19 protein-coding genes and 1 pseudogene are annotated in these 21,231 nt (G+C 38.8%); 8 read left to right on the top strand and 12 right to left on the bottom strand.

Annotation, left to right across the window (positions count from 1 at the left end):
- Nucleotides 1–3: 3 nt before the first annotated feature.
- On the bottom strand, nt 4–399 hold the full coding sequence (locus AC2D3N_RS06075; RefSeq protein WP_079677196.1) for a hypothetical protein: 396 nt from the start codon (nt 397–399) through the stop codon (nt 4–6).
- A gap of 146 nt (nt 400–545) precedes the next feature.
- Here AC2D3N_RS06075 and hslO point away from each other — a divergent pair, with 146 nt between their 5' ends.
- Nucleotides 546–1,478: an Hsp33 family molecular chaperone HslO gene (hslO, locus tag AC2D3N_RS06070; RefSeq protein ID WP_079677195.1), complete on the top strand. Its 933-nt coding sequence runs from the start codon at nt 546–548 to the stop codon at nt 1,476–1,478.
- Nucleotides 1,479–1,646: 168 nt separating this feature from the next.
- On the opposite strand, the gene AC2D3N_RS06065 is transcribed toward hslO, so the two are convergent.
- From AC2D3N_RS06065 to AC2D3N_RS06050, 4 genes are all read right to left on the bottom strand, one after another.
- A complete protein-coding gene (locus tag AC2D3N_RS06065; RefSeq protein ID WP_079677396.1) occupies nt 1,647–2,630 on the bottom strand; it encodes a GNAT family N-acetyltransferase in 984 nt (327 codons plus the stop codon).
- Between the two features lie 669 nt (nt 2,631–3,299).
- Nucleotides 3,300–4,427 carry an esterase-like activity of phytase family protein gene (locus AC2D3N_RS06060; protein WP_484693085.1) on the bottom strand — a complete coding sequence of 376 codons (1,128 nt, stop codon included), beginning with the start codon at nt 4,425–4,427 and terminating at the stop codon, nt 3,300–3,302.
- A gap of 50 nt (nt 4,428–4,477) precedes the next feature.
- The gene (locus tag AC2D3N_RS06055; protein ID WP_079677193.1) at nt 4,478–4,951 is read right to left on the bottom strand and encodes a YidH family protein; all 474 of its coding nucleotides are present in this window, start codon (nt 4,949–4,951) and stop codon (nt 4,478–4,480) included.
- A 48-nt stretch (nt 4,952–4,999) separates the two neighbouring features.
- Nucleotides 5,000–6,550 carry a TM0106 family RecB-like putative nuclease gene (locus tag AC2D3N_RS06050; protein ID WP_079677192.1) on the bottom strand — a complete coding sequence of 517 codons (1,551 nt, stop codon included), beginning with the start codon at nt 6,548–6,550 and terminating at the stop codon, nt 5,000–5,002.
- Between the two features lie 91 nt (nt 6,551–6,641).
- On the opposite strand from AC2D3N_RS06050, the gene AC2D3N_RS06045 reads away from it, so the two are divergent.
- On the top strand, nt 6,642–7,817 hold the full coding sequence (locus AC2D3N_RS06045; RefSeq protein ID WP_484693084.1) for an aminotransferase class V-fold PLP-dependent enzyme: 1,176 nt from the start codon (nt 6,642–6,644) through the stop codon (nt 7,815–7,817).
- 185 nt (nt 7,818–8,002) lie between these two features.
- Here AC2D3N_RS06045 and AC2D3N_RS06040 read toward each other — a convergent pair whose 3' ends face one another.
- On the bottom strand, nt 8,003–9,388 hold the full coding sequence (locus AC2D3N_RS06040; protein ID WP_484693083.1) for a helix-turn-helix domain-containing protein: 1,386 nt from the start codon (nt 9,386–9,388) through the stop codon (nt 8,003–8,005).
- Nucleotides 9,389–9,611: 223 nt separating this feature from the next.
- Here AC2D3N_RS06040 and AC2D3N_RS06035 point away from each other — a divergent pair, with 223 nt between their 5' ends.
- The 3 genes from AC2D3N_RS06035 to AC2D3N_RS06025 all read left to right on the top strand — a co-directional run bounded on the left by AC2D3N_RS06035 (nt 9,612) and on the right by AC2D3N_RS06025 (nt 10,951).
- Nucleotides 9,612–10,172 (top strand): hypothetical protein, encoded by a 561-nt coding sequence (locus tag AC2D3N_RS06035; RefSeq protein WP_484693082.1) that lies wholly within the window; start codon nt 9,612–9,614, stop codon nt 10,170–10,172.
- A gap of 195 nt (nt 10,173–10,367) precedes the next feature.
- Entirely contained in the window at nt 10,368–10,634 is a 267-nt protein-coding gene (locus AC2D3N_RS06030) for a hypothetical protein (RefSeq protein ID WP_484693081.1), read from the top strand.
- Entirely contained in the window at nt 10,631–10,951 is a 321-nt protein-coding gene (locus tag AC2D3N_RS06025) for a type II toxin-antitoxin system RelE/ParE family toxin (protein WP_484693080.1), read from the top strand. Before AC2D3N_RS06030 ends, AC2D3N_RS06025 begins: the two co-directional genes overlap by 4 nt.
- Before the next feature lie 227 nt (nt 10,952–11,178).
- Here AC2D3N_RS06025 and AC2D3N_RS06020 read toward each other — a convergent pair.
- Nucleotides 11,179–11,457: pseudogene (locus AC2D3N_RS06020) on the bottom strand (type II toxin-antitoxin system VapC family toxin); the annotation flags it as partial.
- A gap of 131 nt (nt 11,458–11,588) precedes the next feature.
- On the bottom strand, nt 11,589–11,852 hold the full coding sequence (locus AC2D3N_RS06015) for a hypothetical protein (protein WP_234996596.1): 264 nt from the start codon (nt 11,850–11,852) through the stop codon (nt 11,589–11,591).
- Between the two features lie 597 nt (nt 11,853–12,449).
- Between AC2D3N_RS06015 and AC2D3N_RS06010 the strand changes: the two genes are divergently transcribed.
- The 3 genes from AC2D3N_RS06010 to AC2D3N_RS06000 all read left to right on the top strand — a co-directional run bounded on the left by AC2D3N_RS06010 (nt 12,450) and on the right by AC2D3N_RS06000 (nt 14,215).
- Nucleotides 12,450–12,890: a KGK domain-containing protein gene (locus tag AC2D3N_RS06010; protein WP_079677180.1), complete on the top strand. Its 441-nt coding sequence runs from the start codon at nt 12,450–12,452 to the stop codon at nt 12,888–12,890.
- A 238-nt stretch (nt 12,891–13,128) separates the two neighbouring features.
- On the top strand, nt 13,129–13,731 hold the full coding sequence (locus AC2D3N_RS06005) for a hypothetical protein (RefSeq protein ID WP_079677179.1): 603 nt from the start codon (nt 13,129–13,131) through the stop codon (nt 13,729–13,731).
- A 259-nt stretch (nt 13,732–13,990) separates the two neighbouring features.
- A complete protein-coding gene (locus tag AC2D3N_RS06000; protein WP_079677178.1) occupies nt 13,991–14,215 on the top strand; it encodes a DUF4327 family protein in 225 nt (74 codons plus the stop codon).
- Between the two features lie 167 nt (nt 14,216–14,382).
- On the opposite strand, the gene AC2D3N_RS05995 is transcribed toward AC2D3N_RS06000, so the two are convergent.
- From AC2D3N_RS05995 to AC2D3N_RS05980, 4 genes are all read right to left on the bottom strand, one after another.
- Complete coding sequence (locus AC2D3N_RS05995) at nt 14,383–15,591, bottom strand: protein kinase domain-containing protein (protein WP_079677177.1); 1,209 nt, start codon at nt 15,589–15,591, stop codon at nt 14,383–14,385.
- A gap of 213 nt (nt 15,592–15,804) precedes the next feature.
- Entirely contained in the window at nt 15,805–17,838 is a 2,034-nt protein-coding gene (locus tag AC2D3N_RS05990; RefSeq protein ID WP_079677176.1) for a serine/threonine phosphatase, read from the bottom strand.
- Nucleotides 17,839–17,968: 130 nt separating this feature from the next.
- The gene (gene recJ / locus AC2D3N_RS05985) at nt 17,969–20,344 is read right to left on the bottom strand and encodes a single-stranded-DNA-specific exonuclease RecJ (RefSeq protein WP_484693079.1); all 2,376 of its coding nucleotides are present in this window, start codon (nt 20,342–20,344) and stop codon (nt 17,969–17,971) included.
- 16 nt (nt 20,345–20,360) lie between these two features.
- Nucleotides 20,361–21,170 (bottom strand): PD-(D/E)XK nuclease family protein, encoded by an 810-nt coding sequence (locus AC2D3N_RS05980; RefSeq protein WP_484693078.1) that lies wholly within the window; start codon nt 21,168–21,170, stop codon nt 20,361–20,363.
- Between the last annotated feature and the right edge of the window lie 61 nt (nt 21,171–21,231).

Here is a 21,231-nt window from a genome sequence, read left to right as displayed (position 1 = left end):
AACCTAAGTTTGCGGGATATTTTTCTTGACTAGGAACTCGCGTAACTGGATTAAACTGATGGTTTGACCCAAATTCAAAGGTAATATAGAAATTCCTTCTAAACGAGATTGTACCCAACCTTCCCCCCAATACCACTCATGGAAACCATCAATTCCTTGACTTAATAACAGTCTTAAACAATTCGGTTGACTGACATCCACATAATGTTGAATTTTTACCGGGCCAAGGGAACTGGTAAAGGTTAATCCCGATTGAAGTTGTTCAGGAATTCCCGGGTTAAACTGTTGAGGCCATAACCATTTTTGCAACTGAATCGGACGCAATAAACTATCTCGAATATCAGCTTCCTTGGCGTTTACTTCAATACGGATACTACTTTGTTGAAACGTACCGAGCATAATAATTCTACTTTAATAACTGTTAGTTTTTTGATTATAACATTTTTTGATTATATCAAATCAAAATCAATTTTGACTGACCCCTAACACCTGATCCCAGAAAAAATTAAAATGGGAGCAGGTACAAATTGTGAAAAATTGTAAAAATGGCAGATCAACTGATTCGGGCAACGGCGGCAGAGGGCGGAATTCGGGCTGTAGGAGTGATTACCACCCGTCTGACGGAAGAAGCCAGACAACGACACAAACTCTCCTATGTGGCAACCGCAGCCCTAGGACGCACCATGGCCGCCGGGTTGCTCTTAGCATCGAGTATGAAACGGGCTACATCCCGAGTTAATATCCGCATCAAGGGCGATGGGCCATTGGATGGAGTCTTAGTGGATGCCGGGTTAAATGGCACTGTCCGAGGTTATGTGGGCAACCCCGAGGTGGAATTACCGCCGAATTCCCTGGGCAAATTGGATGTCGGTGGGGCCGTCGGCCAGAATGGTTATGTGCGGGTGGTGCGAGATGTGGGTTATGGCTATCCCTATACCAGCACAGTTGAATTAGTTTCCGGTGAAATTGGTGATGATATTACCCACTATTTGGCTAATTCTGAACAGACACCTTCGGCTTTAATTTTAGGGGTATTTGTGGATAAACAAGGGGTACAAGCGGCGGGGGGTTTATTATTACAAATCTTACCAAAAGCAGCAACGGATGAAGAATTAATTGCTAAGTTAGAATCCCGGGTGGCGAGTTTATCTGGGTTTACTCCTTTATTGAGAGCGCGTCAAACCCTACCGGATATTTTACAGGAATTACTAGGAGATATAGGATTAGTAATTTTGCCCGAATCTCAATTAGTTCGCTTTGACTGTAGTTGTTCTTTTGAACGGGTATTAGGGGCTCTAAAAATGTTCGGGACGGAAGAACTTCAAGATATGATTGAAAAAGATAACGGTGCGGAAGCTAAATGTGAATTTTGCGGAGAAATGTATCAAGCCAATTCCGATCATCTCCACCAACTGATTGAAGATTTACGCATAAAACCAGAACCGGAAGAAGTGAGAAAAAATTCAATTTTATTTTAAAGGAATATTAATGGTTGACAATTAATACTTCCCATATTTTCCCCTAAAATATTTAATGAAATTGAGAGAATTTTAGGAGAAAATCTAATATGAAATCTGTCAATGTTTTCTACACATTCCCCGGTAGAGACGTTGTATGCAACGTCTCTACCTTATTTTATACCTGATTTAAGCCGTGACTTGTTGGGGGAAAAGTTGGCTGATATTTTGACGGGATAAGGGTTTGACCCAGGATAACCAAGTGGCTACTGGTCGGAAACCAACGGATTCATAGAGCTTAGTGGCTCCGGTCAAACTATCGGCATCTACGCTCAGTTTTGCGGTAGTTGCTCCGGCTTTTTGCAGTTGGGATAAACCAGCAAAGAGCATGGCTTTTCCTAGACCTAATTTCCGAAATCCTCGTCGAGTTCCTAACCATTGAATCCAACCGATTTGATCAGAGTTTAATTGAGCCTTACAGAAGGCTGCAAAGGTGCCATTAGGAGCAACGGCGACTAAATCTAATTCAGGTTGATATTCAGGTTGATTCTGCCAATATTTGGCTTGTTCTAGGGTGAGTTCATGATGATCCCAATGATCAATAAAGGATTCATTAAATAAATCGACCCAAGCAGAAATATCTTGTTTTCCTTGGCAATGAGATAATCTAAAATCCGAGGGAAATGGGGGAATGGAAAGGGGAGATTCTAAGGATTTCGCCATGGTAATAAATTGACGATCTACTTTGAATCCTTGTTTTTTTAGGAGTTGATTTTGTTGGTTTTGGTTTTCTAAAGTATAGGTTCGTAGTTGTACGGGTTGTCGTTTTTGTTGTCCGATTTCTCGCAGGCGAGTTTCACACCAGCGCAACATTTCTTTTCCTAAATTGCTAGAGCGGATACTCGGATGAATATATAGACCAAAATATCCATCAATTACCAGTTTAGAGGCTAAGGGTTCAATCCCAATTAACCCTAAAAGTTGATTCTCCGTATCTGTCCACAGACGAATATCTTTTTGAGGATTAACATTAGGAGAAGATAGTCCTAATTTTAATTCTGCTAAACTTTCATCTTCGCTAAGATGATCAACGGTTTGACAGGCTTTAAATAAATGAGCGATCGCAGACCAATCTTTTTGACCTTCGTAGGATTTAATCATTAAGGTATTCATAATAAACTTTTCCGAATATTCGGAGGGTTTTAACTTAATCTTGAACTGAAAAATTTGTACCAAAAACTGGAGGTTGTTGTAGGAATACAACCTTTGATTCTTCTCCATTAATATTAATAACGGAGAGTTTTAAACCTAACCAAAGCTTCGCCGGAAATATCTCAAGACTGAGGTTTTCCGACTTCAATTGATATAGTTCTAGGGTTAAAAATTAATGCTGATGATAAAACTCTGCCCTGTGTGGGGACACAGTAATAGTCAGGTTTTATCGAGTTAGACACTCATAAAAATGGGTTAATAAATTAATTAAATTTTGTTCTTTTAATCGACTTTATGCACAGGTTAAATGGATATTGCCAGTTCGACCACTGGCCCTTGGAAAGTCACCAAACCCGATACAAAAGTCCTTATAATCCGACGAAAAAGGTGTTGTCCTGCTAGGTAAAGAAGAATTTCACCCCCAATGAGGTTTGGTTTTTGATCCCCTCTCAAACCCGACAAGCGCGGGCTGGACTACTCCATTTAAGAGCGAGAGACTGAGTACCGACGTTTCTCCCTTAAGCATAGCCGATCACCCCAATCGGTTGTCAAGTCTCCCAGGTTAAACTTTGGTTATGCTCTTGTAGTCAGGTGTTCACGCCTCAAAGCTTGTAGTGAGGCGTTTACGCCTCAAAGCCCTGAAGGGCTTACTACGTTGGGATTAATTCTTAATGCGATAATTTGGGTAGTTTGTAAACTCATAAAGTTATTATCACTAATTAGAATGAGCGATCGCCCGCCGTCGGGTAAGGGAGAACCCCAAGTTAATCCTTCTATATTATCAATTAAAATATTTAAACGGTTTAAATTGAGTAATAATGTTTTTTCTGCGGGTATAATTGCTGATTTTGCTGGTTTTATACTCTCCAATTCTTGAATATTATCGGCTAGTTCTAAGTTAACTAAAAATAATTTAATCGTATATCCTAAGCCCAAGGAAAAAGATCGTTCTAAACTGATTAAATGCTGATCGTCAATTGCCAATAAATCAACTAAACCCTGTCTATTATACTGTTCTGCAATAAAAGAAGAATTGGCTAAGGGATCGGTAATATATAAAAACTCTTGATCCGGTTGATTGGTTTGCAAATTATATCGCAAAATTCGAGAGGGTGTTCCCCGATCTAAATTCGCTATTTCTCCATCCTGAATTAAGGCATTTTCACTCGCTGTAAATAAATAGTTTTGATCGGGCGTTAGAGTTAAACTTTCTAAGGATAAATTAGAACGGAGTCCTTGATTTTTATTTCCATTCTCATCCATAAATTTTTCAGGAATAGGTAAAGAACGCAATAGTTTACCCTCTAAAGAAAACTCCTTAATAAAAGCTGGAATATTTTGATAAAGATTCCCTTCCGAAACAATAAAAATACCATTTCCAGAAAAAGCAATTCCTTCAGGATCAAGACTATCTTTAGTAAAGGGTTCTCCGGTTTCTGTTAATAACGAAGTCACGCCAATTACACTTACCCCTGTTTCCGTAAGAGAACCGGAACTTAAATCAATCTTTAGGGTATAAAATCGAGCTTTATTGATATTACTAGGGTCATCGGATATAACATAATAAACCTGTTGTTCGGGGTTATAGGTGATTCCTGATAAACCACCGACTTCTGTATTATTATAGATCAATCCCGTGGATAAATCCCCTTGACCCATAAAATCAATTATTGTGGAAATCGCCACACTTGAGGTACTAAAAATCAAGAAAAAGGTTAGGGTTAAAATTATGAATAAAATAGATAATAAAATTCGCATGAAATTCACCTATGCTTTTATTTTTGCGAGATCATCTAAGGGATAGGAAATTAATATCGAAGCCCAATTAAAATATTGGCAATAAAAGGTAAAGATCGATTACTTTGTAATTCCAAAGAATTAGGAACATTTTTTTGAGGTAAATCTCGACGGAAAAATAACGGTAAACTCATCAATCCTAGGATAATAACAATGGCTGTCATCATCCAAATTAACAAACGGTTGGGTTGATAATTTCCCTGTTCAATTTGCCAAAAAACTTGATTATAATTCCAAGCTGCAATTACAATAATAATCATTCCGGTAATCACTAGAATAATCCCAATATTATCGGAGTTAAAAATATGATTATTATAAAAACTTTTTTCTGAAAAAGAGGATTTTAATTGATGTAAAAACAAACTAAATTGAGTGATAGCAAACCCCAAAGCAATTAAAGAAATAGAGGTTCTTAACCAGGCTAAAAATGTCCGTTCATTGGCTTGATGTCCTCGTTGACGATCGGTTTTTTGTTCTTGAGTCATAGATTTAATCTTCCTTTAAAGCTCTATAATTTTCATGATTAATCTATATTACATTGAATCATTAAGAAACTCTGTTAACCATTTTTTAACATGAAATGTAGCGCGACAGTCATCTTCATTATATTGAACAATAGCATCTAATAATTTGCGATCGCCTGTTTTTAACCATTGTTCATACCAACAAACAGATTGAGCCCCATTTGCTTTCGGATCACGCCATTCAAATCCTAACCATTTCGCCACGGGTTTCAGAGCGTAACTTTCCACCGGAAGGGTGACGGTTTCTGTCATTTTGGCATGAAGATCAATAAATCGGTTTAACACGGGTTTCCACCAATAATCTGGGGTATTATAAACCATTGCCAATCGTTTAATGGTTTTAGGTTCATAGTCACAAAAATGGAAAATAGGAGCGATGGGATACATCCAAACTAATTCTAAAAACTGTTTCCAAATCAATTCCTCTTGGTTCTGATTTTCTGCTAAAAACGGATAAAATTTTTGTTGATTTGAACGGTTATCTACCACTAAAATTCCATGGAGATAATCCAAGTTTAATTCGGGTTGAGCTTCAATATCAAAATAAATTTCAACGGGAAATTTTTTTAATTTTGTTTGAGAGTTATCATTAAAAATATCAATCCATTCGCTAGAATTAAAATGTTGTTCAAAACTGATAAATTCTTCCCGACGTTTAATCGCTTTATTCTCTGAATTTGATTCTGCTTGTTTGATAATTTGTAAGGCAATTCCTTCGGCAAATTCGGGATACACTTCTAATTGTTCCTGGGTAGCCTTTGCTAAGGTTTCAACGGTGGTTAAATTAAGTTCTTGTAACCGTAAATAACGGGTCGGAGTCACCCCCGGAATTAAAGAAATATGATTTTGCGATCGCGCCACCTCCAAACAATAACTATGCCATTGACATAAATTACATTTTTGTCTCGCAATAAAGACCTCCGGTTCCTGACCCGATAAAACCATGTTTAAATAATTATTTAAAACCTTCTCCATCTGCGGCAGACGTTGCTCTAAATTAACCGCATAGGGTGCTTTTCCTCGTAAAATCAACCAACCTGTTTCCGGCTGTATTCCTTGAATATCTGTTAATAAATAAGCATGAAACGCCGATATCACTTGATAATCGAGTTTAGGACGTTTACCTAACTTAATATCCTGGGAAACATAAATCCAATCTCCAAATTTAGAAATTCCCGGCTGTTTAACCAATAATTCAGGAGAACTCAATAATCGGATCTGAATCATCTCATCAGATTCTATGGATGACCCATCTACAATAAAATCAGAAGCATTAATTACCTCTGACTTCAGCAAAACCCCTTGGTAGATTCGCTCCACTCCTTGCTGCATTAATTCTATCGTTTGTTTTGCCCCCAACTCCCAATTTCTAAAAAAAGAATTTAGTTTAGAATAGGGATAATTTGATAAAATACTTTGCTGATAGGCAAAACTATCCTGGATTAGTTTGAGTAAAAAATCACTCGGCGGATCTTGTTGAGAAATATCGCCATAACGGTCTAAAAATGCCCGCCTCTGACAGCGTTGATAAAGTAACAGTTGTTTATCGGTGATTAACATGATGATTTGAGTGTCAATAATAAATTCAGATATCCCCTTCAGATTAAACTTAAAAGTGTTCCTTAACAAAAAATAACGAATACTCAGGATTATGACAACTCCGTCCCTAGAAACCCATCGCCAAAATTTTCCCGCATTAACGAATAAAGCCTATTTTAATTATGGTGGACAAGGGCCATTGCCCCAGGTGTCAATAGATGCCATTGTTGAAGGGTATAAATATATGCAATCCCATGGCCCTTTTTCGGGAAAAGTCAACCAATGGCAAAACCAAGAAACCCAATTAACTCGCCATTTACTGGCTACGGAATTAGGAATTTCACCGGAAACCCTAACTTTTACCGAAAATGTTACCGTAGGCTGTAATATTGCCCTGTGGGGAATTGATTGGCAATCCGGAGATCATCTGTTAATTTCCGATTGTGAACACCCCGGAATTTTGGCGATTATTCAAGAAATTCAACGTCGTTTTGATCTGGAAGTTTCGTTTTTTCCCCTGAGAGAAACCTTAAATCAAGGTGATCCCGTAGCGATGATTTCTGAGTATTTAAAACCCCATACTCGTCTATTAGTCATTAGTCATATTTTATGGAATACAGGACAAGTATTACCCTTGACAGAAATTGTTAACCTTTGTCACAATAATTATAACACAAAAGTATTAGTAGATGCGGCTCAATCCGTAGGAGTTTTACCCCTAAACTTAACAGAAACTGGAGTTGATTTTTATGCCTTTACGGGTCATAAATGGTTCTGTGGGCCAGATGGATTAGGGGGGTTATATATTAGCGCTGAATCTTTATCAGAATTATCCCCAACCTTTATCGGATGGCGGAGTATTATGGGGGATGAACAGGGAAAACCCATCTCTTGGACACCGGATGGAAAACGCTATGAAGTGGCAACTTCCGCTTCTCCATTATATGCGGCTTTACGCCAGGCGATCGCTCTCCATCATCAATGGGGAACGGCAACAGAACGCTATCAAAAAATTTGTCAAAATAGTCAATATTTATGGCAAAAATTATTAGAAATTCCCCAAATTAAATGTTTAAGAACCTCTCCCCCAGAAGCGGGTTTAGTTTCCTTTAAACTCACTGATCGAAAATCCCATAAATCCTTAGTTAATACTTTAGAAACCCAAGGTATTTTCCTGAGAACTCTCCTCGATCCTAATTGCGTTAGAGCTTGTGTTCATTACTTTACCCTAACCTCAGAAATTGATCAACTTATAGACGCCATTAACCGGTTTATTGCTGTTCCTTAAATGCCTAGGGTGCGTGAGATACATCTGACGCACCACGCCACTACAATATCCCCAAAAAAATCTCCGACAAATTAATATAAATATCGTTAAAACCTGGAACTAAAACCAATTCATCTTTAAGAAAAATTCGTTTAGGTTTGTAGGGGCGAGGCGCGCATCGCCCCTACGATTATTTAGATTCCCAGCTATTTGTACAACTGATTTAGACTTTCTATATATTGCTTAATTAAAGGTAAAACAGTATAAAAATTCCCTTGTTGTTCGATTAAACACCGTTTTAATAAAGACTGTAGGGCATTAATTAAATCCGATGAATTAGTTTTACTATTTTGTAACAATTTAACTAAATTAACCGGATGGTTTTCCTTTGCCAATAAAGATATCACTTGTTTTTCTATTTCCGATAAGCGATCGCACTGTTGCTGTAAACTCTCCTTCACATCTTCAGGTAACAATAGAGTATTATTTAGTAATGCCTCAATGTCACATTTTCCCAAATCCTGCATCAAATTTGCTATACTTTTTAACCAGAAGGGATTGCCTTGATAGCGTTGAATTATTGCATCCCAGTGAGCAATTGCTGTTAACCCATTATCTCTCAATATTTCCCGCGCCGCTACAATATCTAAACCCGTCAGTCGTAAAGTCCGAATTAGAGAATTTTCGCTTTTAACCTCAGTTATAATTCTAGGTTGTTCCCAACCCGTTAACACCACACAACTTTGATGATGTAATTCTTTAATTTGTTTAAATAAAGTGCGATAGTCTTCATATTCTGGTTTATATTTTCCTGCTAATTCGCCGCTACTAAAAAGATTTTGAATATTATCTAAAATAACTAAACAGCGATACTTTTGCAAATATTTAATTAGAGGTAAAAATTTCTGATTATTGGCAGATAAATCTAACTGTTCAGACTGACAAATTATCTGAATCAAATTACTTTGAAATTCGGCTAAAGTCGGCAATGAGTCAAAATCACACCAAATTACAGACTCAAATTCATCCTTAATTTGTTGAACCAGTTGCACTGTTAACGCCGTTTTCCCAATACCACTAATACCCGCAATAGCAATTAGGCGACATTGTTCTTGTAAAATCCAATTTGTCAGGGTTTCTAGTTCAGGAGTGCGATCGTAAAAAACACCCAAATCAGGCATTTCACTTAAATCATTATGCAGAGTTTCAGTTGATTTAGACTGAGAAATATCCTCATTTTGCTGATAGGGGTTGGGTATATCTGGCGGATGTCTACTTTCTCCACAAATATTAAAACTATGATTAACAGTTTGACCAATGTTAAAAAAATTAGCGTTTTGTAACCTCTCCATTGCGGCTCTAAAATTCGATTTATTAACATCTTCGCCTATCTCTTTTGAAAGAATCTGCCATAATTTTGAACCCGCATTTCTCACATTACTCTCGGAACAATCAAAATCCCTAGCAATTTGTTTGTATGTTTCCCGTTCTAGTGTTCCCCGCAATACCGCTTCCTCTAAATCATCAAGATGCCTACCCGTTTTAGCAAATACTATTTTATCCGCCACTTTTAACATTTCTTTAAGGTTCATTTGGGCCAGGAGATACGAGAGTTTTGTATATCATAGCGTACATGGGCTGATTTTTTTAGACAATTTTGTATATTTTTGTATAAAACTAGATTTCAAGAAGACAAAGGTCGGTAAAAATTGTTGTCAAAATAGGATGTTTTTGACCTAGACAAATCTGTGATTTATAAATATTATAAGGGAAATATTTAAGATATTTTGGGTAATTTGGTAAGAAAAATATTTTATGTTTAACAAAACGGTAGCAATTAGTTTAGCAACAGCAATGATCAGTTTTGCTCCATCTCCTGTCTATGCTGATGGCGTATTTTCAACTGCAAATTTGAAGATTGGTAATATCAATCTTTCTTTGAGTAATTCGGGTAAAGTGCTTACTAAAACAGACGCAGATACAGGAAAATGGTTGGGTCAGCAAGACTTTGTTGAGTTTTATGGCATGATGTGGGAACCTCAAAACAGTGTTCTCTTTGTAGCAGGCAAACTAGCGGGAAGTAATCAACCTGTCCTTGTGAAAATTCGATCTACTGGTGGAGGTGGACAGAATATGTTTGCTTTAGCACCAGATGGAAGCTCAGTTTCTGGATATAATTATCGCTTAGGGTCGCAGTTGATGAAAGTCAAAAATATGAATTATAATGGCGTGTTAGCAATTGATAACGGTTCAGGAGTTATCTACAGAATCAACGGTGTAGGTGGTACTGGAAATAATATGTTTGCACTTGCTAATAATACAGCGTGTCAGACATTGCCAAACTATAATTACTTTGTCGGTTGCAGCTACTATTAATCGCACTCTTAAAAAAAGAGCGATCGCTCTTTCTTGTGATAGTTTTATAGGGAGCGATCGCGTTTCACCAGAAACCGGGTTTCTCAGAAAGCTTTTGTATCCCTACGGAGATTGTTGTTAAGAAACCCGGTTTCTCAGCTTTGTCTGGAAAAACTCGTTATAATCTAAAACTATCAATCCTCTTGAGATGTGGCGATGACTATCAAAGAACTCCTCCTCCAAGAAATCAATAGCACCCCTGACGAACTGCTCACCGATCTTCTCAGCCTGGTGCGATCGCTCAAATCCTCTCCAAACCACCAACTCAATATCTATGAACAACTGCTGGATCGAATCGACTACCTCGAAGCCATCATCGGCATCCGCAAAGGACTCGAAAGCTTCGATCAAGGTGAAGGTATTCCAGCCGATCAAGCCATGACATCGCTACAGCAGCAGTTCAACATTCCCCCTCGTCTATGACGTATCAAGTCCTAATTCAACCACCCGCCTTTGAAGAAATTGAAACCGCCTATCGTTGGATGTGTGACTATCTGAGTGCTAATGCCGCAAACCAGTGGTACTACGACCTCCAAGACGCGATCGCATCACTGCAACAGTTTCCTTACCGTTGCCCAGTTGCACCCGAAGCTGACATAATTGGTCGGGAAATTCGACAACTGTGGGTTGGTAAAGCAAGAACCTATCGGATTCTGTTTGTGGTGGAGGGCGATACCATTGCGGTATTACACATTCGTCACCGCCGTCAAGCTCCTCTAGGTACTGGGCCCTCAGAGTAATCGCATCAAATATTTCATCAAGGGTGATCGCGCTTGTCTAGCGTTAGGGATTTCTCTTAATCAACCTGTTCTGACAACTGATAGATTGGGTCGCAATCTTAGCCTTGCAGTTGAAGTCCGAGTAGTGCGTTAGATTAAAGCGAATTAATTAGAATATTCGGTTAATCGGTGTAGTTTTAATTGTAGGGAGAGCGATCGCCTTCTTAAAAAAGAGCAGTTATCTAACATTAATTAGCAGCCCAAAGAACGGAAATATCGCTGTATTGCTTGAATATTGAATCAGCACTCACCAGCGTCATATTCTCAATTTGAGCCTGAGCAATCAACATACGATCAAAGGGATCTCGATGATGTATTTGAACAGCGTTACTCATTAGATCTTTTGTTGAAATGACTTTAAATCGTAGTGCTTTTAAGTCACTTAAATCGGCTTTAACCTGTTCAGCCGTGTAGAGGTTGGCGCGTACATACTTCCAGAGAACATTAGCACATTCAATATAAAAAAGATCGGGTACAAAAAACTAAACAGAAGGATCATCAAGATGAGTAAATAGTTGATTAACTTTAGAGGTCAATAGATCAGCAACAAATAACTTAATACAAATATTTGTATCAATTACGCATCGTAAAGCAACGGTCATCTATTCCGATCCTCTTGAATTAAAATAGTGCTATCTGTTAATCCAAAATCCCTGGGGTTAACTCTCGGACGATTACTAATTCTTTGTAGAATTGCTGACATAGGTTGGTTATTTATCATTATTTTGTCAGGCTCAAATGATAAGGATTGCGTCAACAGATGAATAACTGCGTCATTAAGAGTAAAATTTTTCTCTGAGGCAAGACACTCAATCTGACTATATAGTTCATCAGGCAAGTTTTCAATCTGAAGTTTAGCCATGGCGATTCCAGAATTACTTAATTTATTATATCACCAGTTTCCATCATATCAATATGATAATTGTAGGGAAAGCGATCGCAGTCTTAAAAAAGAGCGATCGCACTTTATTGGGATAATTATAGGGAGAGCGATCGCATTCTTAAAAAAAGCGATTGCAATTTCTTATAATAATTTTAGGATAAGTGAGTGCTTGAGTTAAAAGAAATAGCACTCGATGTTTGCGGTACAATACCAATGTAGCGATCGAGAGTTAAACTATGCAAACCATCCTTTTAAGTCGTGAAGAAGTGGCACGGCGTGCAAGACAGTTGTACGAAAACACCATCCGTCAACAAGTCGAGGTGAGTAGACATGAGGGCATATTTTTTATAATTTAATTGTGCTATTGAAGAAATAAAACCAGTTAAAATTACATAATTTTTTTAAACTTTATCAGATAAAATCTTGAGGACAAAACAACATGAACAATATATTTTATACGCTGAGTGATGATTGTATGTTAATGTATAAAAAGAATATTTAGATGAACTTAGACAACAACTACAAATTTACAAATAAAACCAACTTTTTAGCTCAAATCTTGAGGATAATATCAAAATGAATAATTCGTTTTATCCGTTAAATAATGATGATATTTTGATGTTCAATAAGAATACATTTACCGTGGAAAATTTTAAAGAAATCCTGATAGATATTCTTAACAAAAAAATGTATATTAAGGGGTATAAAACCGATGGCATAACTGCTTTTGATTTTCATTTATTAGAGAGAATTAACTCCGAATATAATATTGAAAAAAAGGTGATTTTAACAGTAAATCAAAGTAGCGTAAATACCGTCAGTGAAGAAATTGATTGTAAACTCTTAAAATTAGGTGCTGCCTCTTGGAAAACCGGAAAATTGAGATTTAAAGCGATCACCAGCTATCATAACTTATCAGAACCTCAACTTGCCATTGAAATTGAACTAGAATTTTGTCCCGAAGAACCTGAACCATCAGAAACCTCCGATGCTTTCCCCGATAAATTGATACAATAATTACAAATTTACAAATAATACTAGGATTACGGTATTTTTCATAAAACATAAACCTGTAATATCCTGAGATAATTTTTCTTAGTACCTTAGTTTATTTGGGTTTCCTTATATCATAATAAGTACCACAAAAATCCAATTAATTCTGTTAATTTTTATAATATTTTTTGCAAATAATCTTGTGAGTTTTTAAAGACTCAAGTAGAGTATATAAAATATTGTTAACTGGAGATCAACATTGATGTTAGTTCCTAATCGAGACCAATACCGTCCTTCGGAAGAAGAAATTGAGCAAATGTGGCAAGAATTACAAGTCGTATATACCCCCCTAGAAGATCCATCTGTTAATAAACTCCTGCAAGAATTAAGAAAAATTCTGGTTAATGGGGGGGCGGAGTTCGCCCGATTTAAGGTTTCTCCTCACGCGGTGTTAAATTGGTTTGGCTCCAGGGACTTACTGAATGAAATTAATTTTTTTGAACAATTTGTCACCCTACCCCCAGTGATGGATGGTTTATCAGCTTTAGAAATTGAAACCCCCTTAACCACAGACTTAGATCTAACGGAAGACACCAGTGCCTTCACCTTAGATGGAGAATTAGCAGAGGCCTTATTTTTAGGGGGAGCAGATGAAGAATTTGAAGGAACTGCCAAACAAGCGAAGGATATTGGGATAAAATTTTGTGAGGCTTTGTTTGGGAGTCGCTATGATGAAATTCAGATGTATATTTCTCAAGAACCTTGGACAGAGTGGTTTGCGGGTGTTTCTTGGGATGTGACTTGGTTTGGCATCGATAAGCGAAACTATCAAATTTGGGTATTGTGTATTACGGATACCGATTAATTAGAGATCGATTCCTGGTCAATCAGTTGGGATGACACTTTTGGGTTTTCCCCGCTATAATTGGCTTTAGGGTGAAATTCCAGCCATTGTCATCGAGAATTAACACCTAAATTCAAAAAAAAGATTGCTTTTTCAAAGTTTGTGCTATACTCATGATCGAGGAAGTTGCTTTGAACGGCATCAGCCCTGTATGCAAAGAAAAATCGTTCAGGTTGGAAAGCGTTAACCCTTTAGAAATTAGAACAATTTAAGAGGTATTATGAGCCAAAAGGTTATACACCCGATGGATAAATTACAACGTCAGGTGCATTCCCTAGTCAAGTCTGACATTATCAAACCTTCCGATAGTGTATGGAAAATTGCCCTTCTCTATGGCGATGACTGGAAATATTGGAAACAGGAATTGTTAGAGTTTGGTTTCTCCATGCAAGATCCCCTCAGCGAGCTATTAGCCGTTGAAGCGTGGGACGAAGACGAAGATTAGAAACCTATTTATCAAACCCTCCCTGATTTCAGTTAGTCTGTAATCAATCAGGAATTCGCCCTTTCAAATTCCACTGTTTAAAGTTTTGTATTCCTGTCTATCCATAGCTTTTAGTCCTTTGCCCTTTCCTCCTCCTCTCCTTTGCATAAATCTTCCTCACGATTTTATCAATTTAGGCACTGGGCTAAGGCTTGAGATAGATGTTGAGCCGTTGGATAGCGATCTTTGGGTCGGTATTCCGTGGCTTGTTCAATTACTTTTCGCAGTTGAGGCGTAATAGTCGGAACGTTATCGAGTTCAAAACCATAACTGTTTCCTCGTTTACCATAGAATTTGAGGGGTGTTTCGGCGGTCAGTAAAAAAATTAAGGTTGTACCGATCGCGTATAAATCCGATTGAGTCAGGGGTTGTCCCCGATCCTGTTCCGGGGCGCTGTATCCTTCCGCCCCAATGCGGGTTCCAGGGGGTGTTCCGATTTCCTTCACGGCTCCGAAGTCCAAGACGACAATTCGATGATCTCGTCGTCGCAAAAGCAGGTTTGCAGGTTTGATATCTCGGTGGATCAGAGGCGGATCGAGGGAGTGAATATAGTCTAATATCTCGCAGGTTTGGATCATCCACTGAATCGCCTGTTGGGGAATCACTGGCCCCCGTTGATGGATATACTTTTCCAGATCCGTGCCATGGATCATTTCCATGACTAAATATTTTTTGCCATCTTCGACAAAAAAGTCATAAAACTGGGGAATTCCCTCATGGTTTAAGGCTTTTAGGGTACGGGCTTCCCGTTCAAATAATTCTTGGGCTTTGGCAATTTGTGCCATATCCGCATTCATTTCTTTGAGCACAACGACAACAGGTACAGCCGATTTAGCGGTGGTAGAATCCCAGGCTAGGGTGGTTGTTCCCATTCCTCCCCGTCCGATGGTTCTCAATACTTGATACTGTCGGATTGTGCGTTCAACCTGAATGGGAAGCCCACAATGAATACAAAATAAATTCCCTGGCGTATTCCCCTCATGCTTACAGGAGGGAGGAGTAGCCGGAATCGCAATTACACTGGCCTGGAGTTGAATTTGTAATAAGGGGCCATCTTTTGCTAATTCAATTAAAGCGCCATCCCCCACTAATCCCTGATTCGTGAGAACCCCATTCACAAAGGTTCCATTCGTTCCCTTGCTCACGAGTAACCACGGTGAATTCTGGGTTTCATCCGTTGGGCGGTGTAACTCCAGATGATAACGGGAAACCAAGGTATCAACGATTACAACTTGATTATCCGCCGCCCGTCCAACTCGAATTACCGCCTCCTGTGCAAATGTCCACTGTCTCAGGGGGGTTTTTTGTTTGGAGTCTAACAACGTTAGAATTAACATAAATCAGTTATAGCGCTACGCACGAGGGAACAGGGAACAGGGAACAGGGAACAGGGAACAGGGAACAGGGAACAGGGAACAGGGAACAGGGAACAGGGAACAGGGAACAGGGAACAGGGAACAGGGAACAGGGAACAGGGAACAGGGAACAGGGAACAGGGAACAGGGAACAGTAGAGACGTGCCATGGCACGTCTCTACCAGCCCAGATTCACTACACCCAAGCTCGAACCACAATGGCCGTAATGTTATCGTGACCATTATGTTGATTCGCCAGAGCAATTAAACTGTCTACGGCTGTGGCTAAAGAGGTTTCGGGCTTAAGTAGGGGAGCCAGTTGAGTTTCGCCGAATATTTCTAAGAGGTTATTATCCGTTAAGCCGTCCGATGCTATAATCAGAACCGTATCTTCCTCAATTTCCAAAAACTGCACATCGGGATGAACAAACTGCTCCTCCCGCGGCCCTAGGGCTTGAGTTAATTGATAGGCGTCGGGACGAGAGTAAGCCAGTTCAGGGTCAATTCCTTTTTGAATTTCCCGTTGTCCGACTTCATGGTCAACGGTGACTTGCTGTAACCCATGGGTGCGAGTTAAACGATATAATCGACTATCTCCCACATGAGCCACTGCCACTTGGTGACCAACCACTAAAGCCATCACTAGGGTTGTGCCCATGCGACCCACACCGGAACGGACTCCCTGTTGATTTTCAGTATAAATCGCTTCATTGGCTTTAAGAATTGCATCCTGTAGGATTTCTGCCGTGGGGAGTCCCTCGGGATATTGGTTTTGGAAATAGTCTTTCAGGGTGTCAACCGCCATTTGACTCGCCACTTCCCCTCCAGCGTGTCCTCCCATCCCATCACAGAGAATATATAAACCCCGGACGGAGCTTGTTTGTCCCAGGGGTGTTTCTTCGATCTTGATTTGGGTTTCCATGCCAAAACAGTCCTCATTGTGATCCCGTTGACGTCCGATATCCGTACGTCCCACCGCCTCTAGGGATTTGAGTTTCTGAGCCAGAATCACCGTTGGAGCTTGAGTTAAGCTCGGTAATAGGGGTTCCGTTGGGTCGATGGGTCGGGAGGCTGGAGTCGAGGGACAATTAATTTCTTCTAAAACCACCGTTAAGGCCTGTTGCAATTGTTCAATAGTTGTAATTTTTCCTTCGAGTAAATCGCGTAATATTTCTGTTAAGGAGCCCACTAAAGTTCGTTGGGATTGTTGAAATAACTCCTGCCATAATAATCCTAAATCCGATAAACTCAGGGCAGAATTGGGCGATTCAAAATACAATTGTTTTAAACACAACTGTTGAGAATCTTCAGAGAAAACTCTTAAATTCTGGGTTTCCAATAAACTTTGACGACAGTTCCAAGGTTCCAACAATACCCAGAGTTTTACTAAGTCCTCTAACCAATAAACAATTTGTTGGGCTGTGTTTTTCTTGTTACTCCACAGGTCAGATAATAGGGGTAAATTAGTAAAATCTTCTAAAAGAATCACACTATAAAAAGGCTGTTCCCAGGCATCTTGTAACCGAGGGAAATAGTTAGAATGCTCGGAAGCCAAGGAAAAATATGGCCCGGCCGCCGTAATAATAAAGGTCTCTAATTGGGGGTCTGAGGGGGTAGATGCTTGTTTTTCTAGGGCGTTTAGGGGAGACACCTGCAAGGGCTGGGTATCTAAAACCTTCACCGTAACGGTTTTTCCTGACTCTAGGGGCGGTAAGGAATCAAGGAGTTGATAACGCTGCTGGGGGTCTAAATAGGCTCCAATGGGGAGTTCGAGCGATTGTAGACTATCCTCCTGCGGTGACGGGTCTGCGACGGGACTCAGGGCATCCTGGGGCGCGATGGTAATGGCCTCGATATCCGCTTGGGAGAAAATTTCTTCTTCAGGTTCAATGGCCGCAGGTGTTGGGTCTGACTCTTGAGGAGTATCAGGGGTGAGGGGTTCAGTCTCAATTCGATCTAAAATCGATTCTGCGACGGTATTAGCCCCCTCTAAATGGTCATTATTTAAAGATTCTAATTGATCGGGTTGAGAAGCAACTAAGGACGAAGGGCTAACCACGGCCAGATAAACTGTTCCAGTTACTGTCCCGCAGTTGTGACATTCCAGGGTGTTTAAGGGAACAGTCGCCCCACATTCAGGACAATATTTCTGGGTGAGGGAAGTACCGCAGCTTTGGCAAAACTTATTTAGATTTGGGTTTTCAAATTGACACTGGGGACAAACGACCATAGTTAGATTCCCTGCCTTTTTAGAAATCACACAGGGATATTTTAAGAGTACAATTTTTTATTGTACAACAAGATTAGGAGAAATGGGTCATTCCCAATTCAGGAATTTTTAACACCATTATGTTTAATGGTTAATTTAAGTTTTTGTTTTCTTCCTTGATGATGGTTTGAATCGCGATTGATTCCAGGGTTGATAAAGGAACATTACAGAAATATTGACGACGGAATTGTTCTTCTTGGATGGTAGCCAAGAAGGTTTGGATTAATTGATTGAGGGTTTCAGAAGGATGAAAACTGGATAATTTTTGCCAGCTAATATCTAGCCTCTGATCTTGATATTCAATGTTAAAGCCTAATCGTTTTAAGATTTTCAAACCAATTTTTAAGGGAATTATTCCTAAGTTTAATTGATTTCGGAGTTGTTGAGTAGTAACGGGTTGGTGAGTGCGACTGAGATATTTGGCAATGCCGATCAGTTGTTCCCAAATTTTTTCGGGAGGTAGTAATTCTGGTAGGGTATAAGCGATCGCTAAGGGTTTTTTTTCAGTATGGGCGCGTCGAAACCAAGATTGTAAGTCCTCCCAACAGGTGGGACAGTCTTTAATAATTAGTATATCGGATAAAGGTTGATTAATGTTTTGATTACGATAATCTAAAATAGGATGATCAGCCAGATGAATCGATGCTGGGGGAGTCTGATCTTGAGCAGATTGTAATTCTAAGATTCTAATTTCATATTGTTTTTTAAATGTATTAAAATCTAGTTCTACAATCACATCTGATATTCCAACGGGTAACTCATCTTTATAGTGTCCCCACCATACCCCAGGAAATCCCGTTGATATGGACTGATCCCATAGTTCAAAGGTGGTTTTAATATATTGAACTTTTTGTCCTCTTAAATCCTTTTCTGAAGTATTCCAAGCATTAGTAAACCAACAATTTTGAATTAAGATTTTAGGAACTGGGTTTCCCATCCCACAGGGTTCTAAGAGTTTTAATTCCTGGAATAAATCAAACCCCAATTCGGCGACGGTACAAACCAAATCCACTTGAATATTTTGTTGTCCAATCTCCTGTAAATTAGTATCTAATTGTCCTCGCATTTGGCGATTAATAGCATCTATAAAGATCGAAAGATTTTCCATCGGTAAACTCAACCCGGCGGCGAAGGGATGTCCTCCAAATCGATGCAAAAGATGGGCTTGACTTTTGACTAATTCATATAAATCAATTTGATTCACTGAACGAGCAGAACCCCGGGCTAATTTAACTTCTGAATTTTCGCTTACTTCTTGCTCATAATTGCTTAAATCTATGGTTCCTTCTGTACTTAATAAAATAGTCGGTCGTCCATATTCTTGAGCCACTTGACCCGCCACTAAACCTAAAACTCCTCCTTGCCATTGGGGATCGGATAACACAATAACTTGAGTCGTAGATAGGTCAATTTTTTTCAATTTTGTCATCACATCAAGACTAACTTCTTTTTGTAATCCTTTGCGTCGGGTATTAGCTAATTCGGTTTCTATCGCTAATTCTTGACAGCGTTTTTTATCCTTGCTGGTTAGGAGTTCGACGCAGAATTTAGCATCCCCATAAATGCGACTCACGGCATTAATTCGAGGGCCAAGACCAAAGGAAATATCGGTAGGGCGATCGCCTGTTCGTTTACATAAATCTAACAGTTTGGCAACCCCTGGACGGGTAGTTTTTTTTAATTGTTGTTGTAATTTTTCGATTCCTAATTGAGCTAAATAGCGACAATCCCCTTTAAGTTGGACTAAATCTGCAATTAAACCAATGGCGACTAAATCTAATAAATCTTCTAAGGGACGTTGGGGAATATCGGGTAATGTTTCATATAAGGCTTCAATTAATTTATAAGCAACCGCCACCCCCGATAGATGATATAAAGGATGATCTAAAGACAAATAACGGGGATTAATAATAGCAACTACCGGGGGTCTTTCTGCGAGTAAAGTATGATGATCGGTAACAATAATATCAATGCCTAATTGATTTGCATATTCAATTTCTTTTAGGTTGGTACTTCCGGTATCGCAGGTAACTATTAACTGACATCCCCGTTGATGTAATTGATCAATTCCTGCATGATTTAACCCATGGGATTCGGTTAACCGATTGGGGATATAATAGGATAACTGCTGATTTTCTCGACTAAAAAATTGTCCCAAACCATCCCATAATACGGAAGTTGCTGTGATTCCGTCAGCATCAAAGTCCCCCCAAATTGTGATAATTTCTTGTTGATTTCGGGCTAAAATCAATCGTTCAATTGCTCTTTCCATCTCTATTCCAAATTCAAAGGGACTGGATGGTTGATAAAAATTATAGTTGAGAAACCCTACCAATTGTTGAGGGGTTTGTATACCTCTATGTAATAATAATTGAGCAATATATTTTCCTGAAATTTGAGGGGCGTATTCTTGAATAATCGGGATAATCCAATCAGGAGTCTCTAAATTGGGTTGAATTTGCCACATAGGAATGATGATTTATTTAAATTATAACTTCTTGAACTTGATCAATATTATATAGATTCAGAGAATTTAAAGGCTGATCAAGAGTTAATTCTTCAGAAACCCGTTGACAACGGATAGCAAATTGACAGGATTTACAATGTCCTTGACTTCTATCAACTTGGGGGAAAGATTCACCTTTTTGATAATGGTCTAAATAGTGATGAAATTGATCAATTAGTTGATTTAAGTCCTGTTGATTTTTCTGATGTTGTTGTTGAGTATAGGGAAAGTGTAAATATTGAGGTGGTTGTTTTTGGGGAGACTTAACAAACCAATAGGTCATTGAAACTTGTTCAGGTAAATATTGACTGGTTTCAACTAAAAGATAAGGATATAAACGAGTTTGCCAATTATTTTCTAAAAGCTGGCGATTTTGAGGGCGGGGATAGGTTTTCCAATCAAAGATTTGGGCCTGTTTTTCTTCGGCTTTAATTAAATCATAAATAACGACTAATAAATCCTGATTAAAATTTAAACTGCGATAATGTTCTGCTTCTCTAAAAACGCAGGTTGCAGGATCGGAATTTAACCTAAAAATATCCGATGCTACACCTAAAAACTCAGTATAACAGCGTTTTAATTCTTGATCTTGGGTGAGTAACAAATCCACAGGTAATCCTAACTCATGTTGCTGCATTAACAGGTGAAACTGATTACCCCAGGCGATGCGTTCTTCCTGTTCTGGAGAAGTGGGTGAAACTAACTGATCTAAATAGGTATATTGAAATTTGCGAGGACATAGAGACAACAAATTTAAGTGTTGTTGAGACAGTCTAAATTGAGTCATAGCGATTGGATCAACAAACAGGTCTAATCTGAATTATCCCCTAAAAAAAGTTAAAATAGTT

The organism is Planktothrix sp. PLAVEN19ND (assembly GCF_057220675.1).
This window is presented reverse-complemented; position numbering and strand designations above follow the sequence as displayed.

Coding starts and splice junctions, on each gene's coding strand:
- AC2D3N_RS05995 (WP_079677177.1), bottom strand. CDS start 15,591: ATGTTAATTCTAACGTTGTTAGACTCCAAACAAAAAACCCCCCTGAGA.
- AC2D3N_RS06065 (WP_079677396.1), bottom strand. CDS start 2,630: ATGAATACCTTAATGATTAAATCCTACGAAGGTCAAAAAGATTGGTCT.
- AC2D3N_RS06010 (WP_079677180.1), top strand. CDS start 12,450: ATGAATAATTCGTTTTATCCGTTAAATAATGATGATATTTTGATGTTC.
- recJ (WP_484693079.1), bottom strand. CDS start 20,344: ATGTGGCAAATTCAACCCAATTTAGAGACTCCTGATTGGATTATCCCG.
- AC2D3N_RS06055 (WP_079677193.1), bottom strand. CDS start 4,951: ATGACTCAAGAACAAAAAACCGATCGTCAACGAGGACATCAAGCCAAT.
- AC2D3N_RS06060 (WP_484693085.1), bottom strand. CDS start 4,427: ATGCGAATTTTATTATCTATTTTATTCATAATTTTAACCCTAACCTTT.
- AC2D3N_RS05990 (WP_079677176.1), bottom strand. CDS start 17,838: ATGGTCGTTTGTCCCCAGTGTCAATTTGAAAACCCAAATCTAAATAAG.
- AC2D3N_RS06030 (WP_484693081.1), top strand. CDS start 10,368: ATGACTATCAAAGAACTCCTCCTCCAAGAAATCAATAGCACCCCTGAC.
- AC2D3N_RS06075 (WP_079677196.1), bottom strand. CDS start 399: ATGCTCGGTACGTTTCAACAAAGTAGTATCCGTATTGAAGTAAACGCC.
- AC2D3N_RS06000 (WP_079677178.1), top strand. CDS start 13,991: ATGAGCCAAAAGGTTATACACCCGATGGATAAATTACAACGTCAGGTG.
- AC2D3N_RS06035 (WP_484693082.1), top strand. CDS start 9,612: ATGTTTAACAAAACGGTAGCAATTAGTTTAGCAACAGCAATGATCAGT.
- AC2D3N_RS06040 (WP_484693083.1), bottom strand. CDS start 9,388: ATGAACCTTAAAGAAATGTTAAAAGTGGCGGATAAAATAGTATTTGCT.
- AC2D3N_RS06045 (WP_484693084.1), top strand. CDS start 6,642: ATGACAACTCCGTCCCTAGAAACCCATCGCCAAAATTTTCCCGCATTA.
- AC2D3N_RS06005 (WP_079677179.1), top strand. CDS start 13,129: ATGTTAGTTCCTAATCGAGACCAATACCGTCCTTCGGAAGAAGAAATT.
- AC2D3N_RS06025 (WP_484693080.1), top strand. CDS start 10,631: ATGACGTATCAAGTCCTAATTCAACCACCCGCCTTTGAAGAAATTGAA.
- AC2D3N_RS06050 (WP_079677192.1), bottom strand. CDS start 6,550: ATGTTAATCACCGATAAACAACTGTTACTTTATCAACGCTGTCAGAGG.
- hslO (WP_079677195.1), top strand. CDS start 546: ATGGCAGATCAACTGATTCGGGCAACGGCGGCAGAGGGCGGAATTCGG.
- AC2D3N_RS05980 (WP_484693078.1), bottom strand. CDS start 21,170: ATGACTCAATTTAGACTGTCTCAACAACACTTAAATTTGTTGTCTCTA.
- AC2D3N_RS06015 (WP_234996596.1), bottom strand. CDS start 11,852: ATGGCTAAACTTCAGATTGAAAACTTGCCTGATGAACTATATAGTCAG.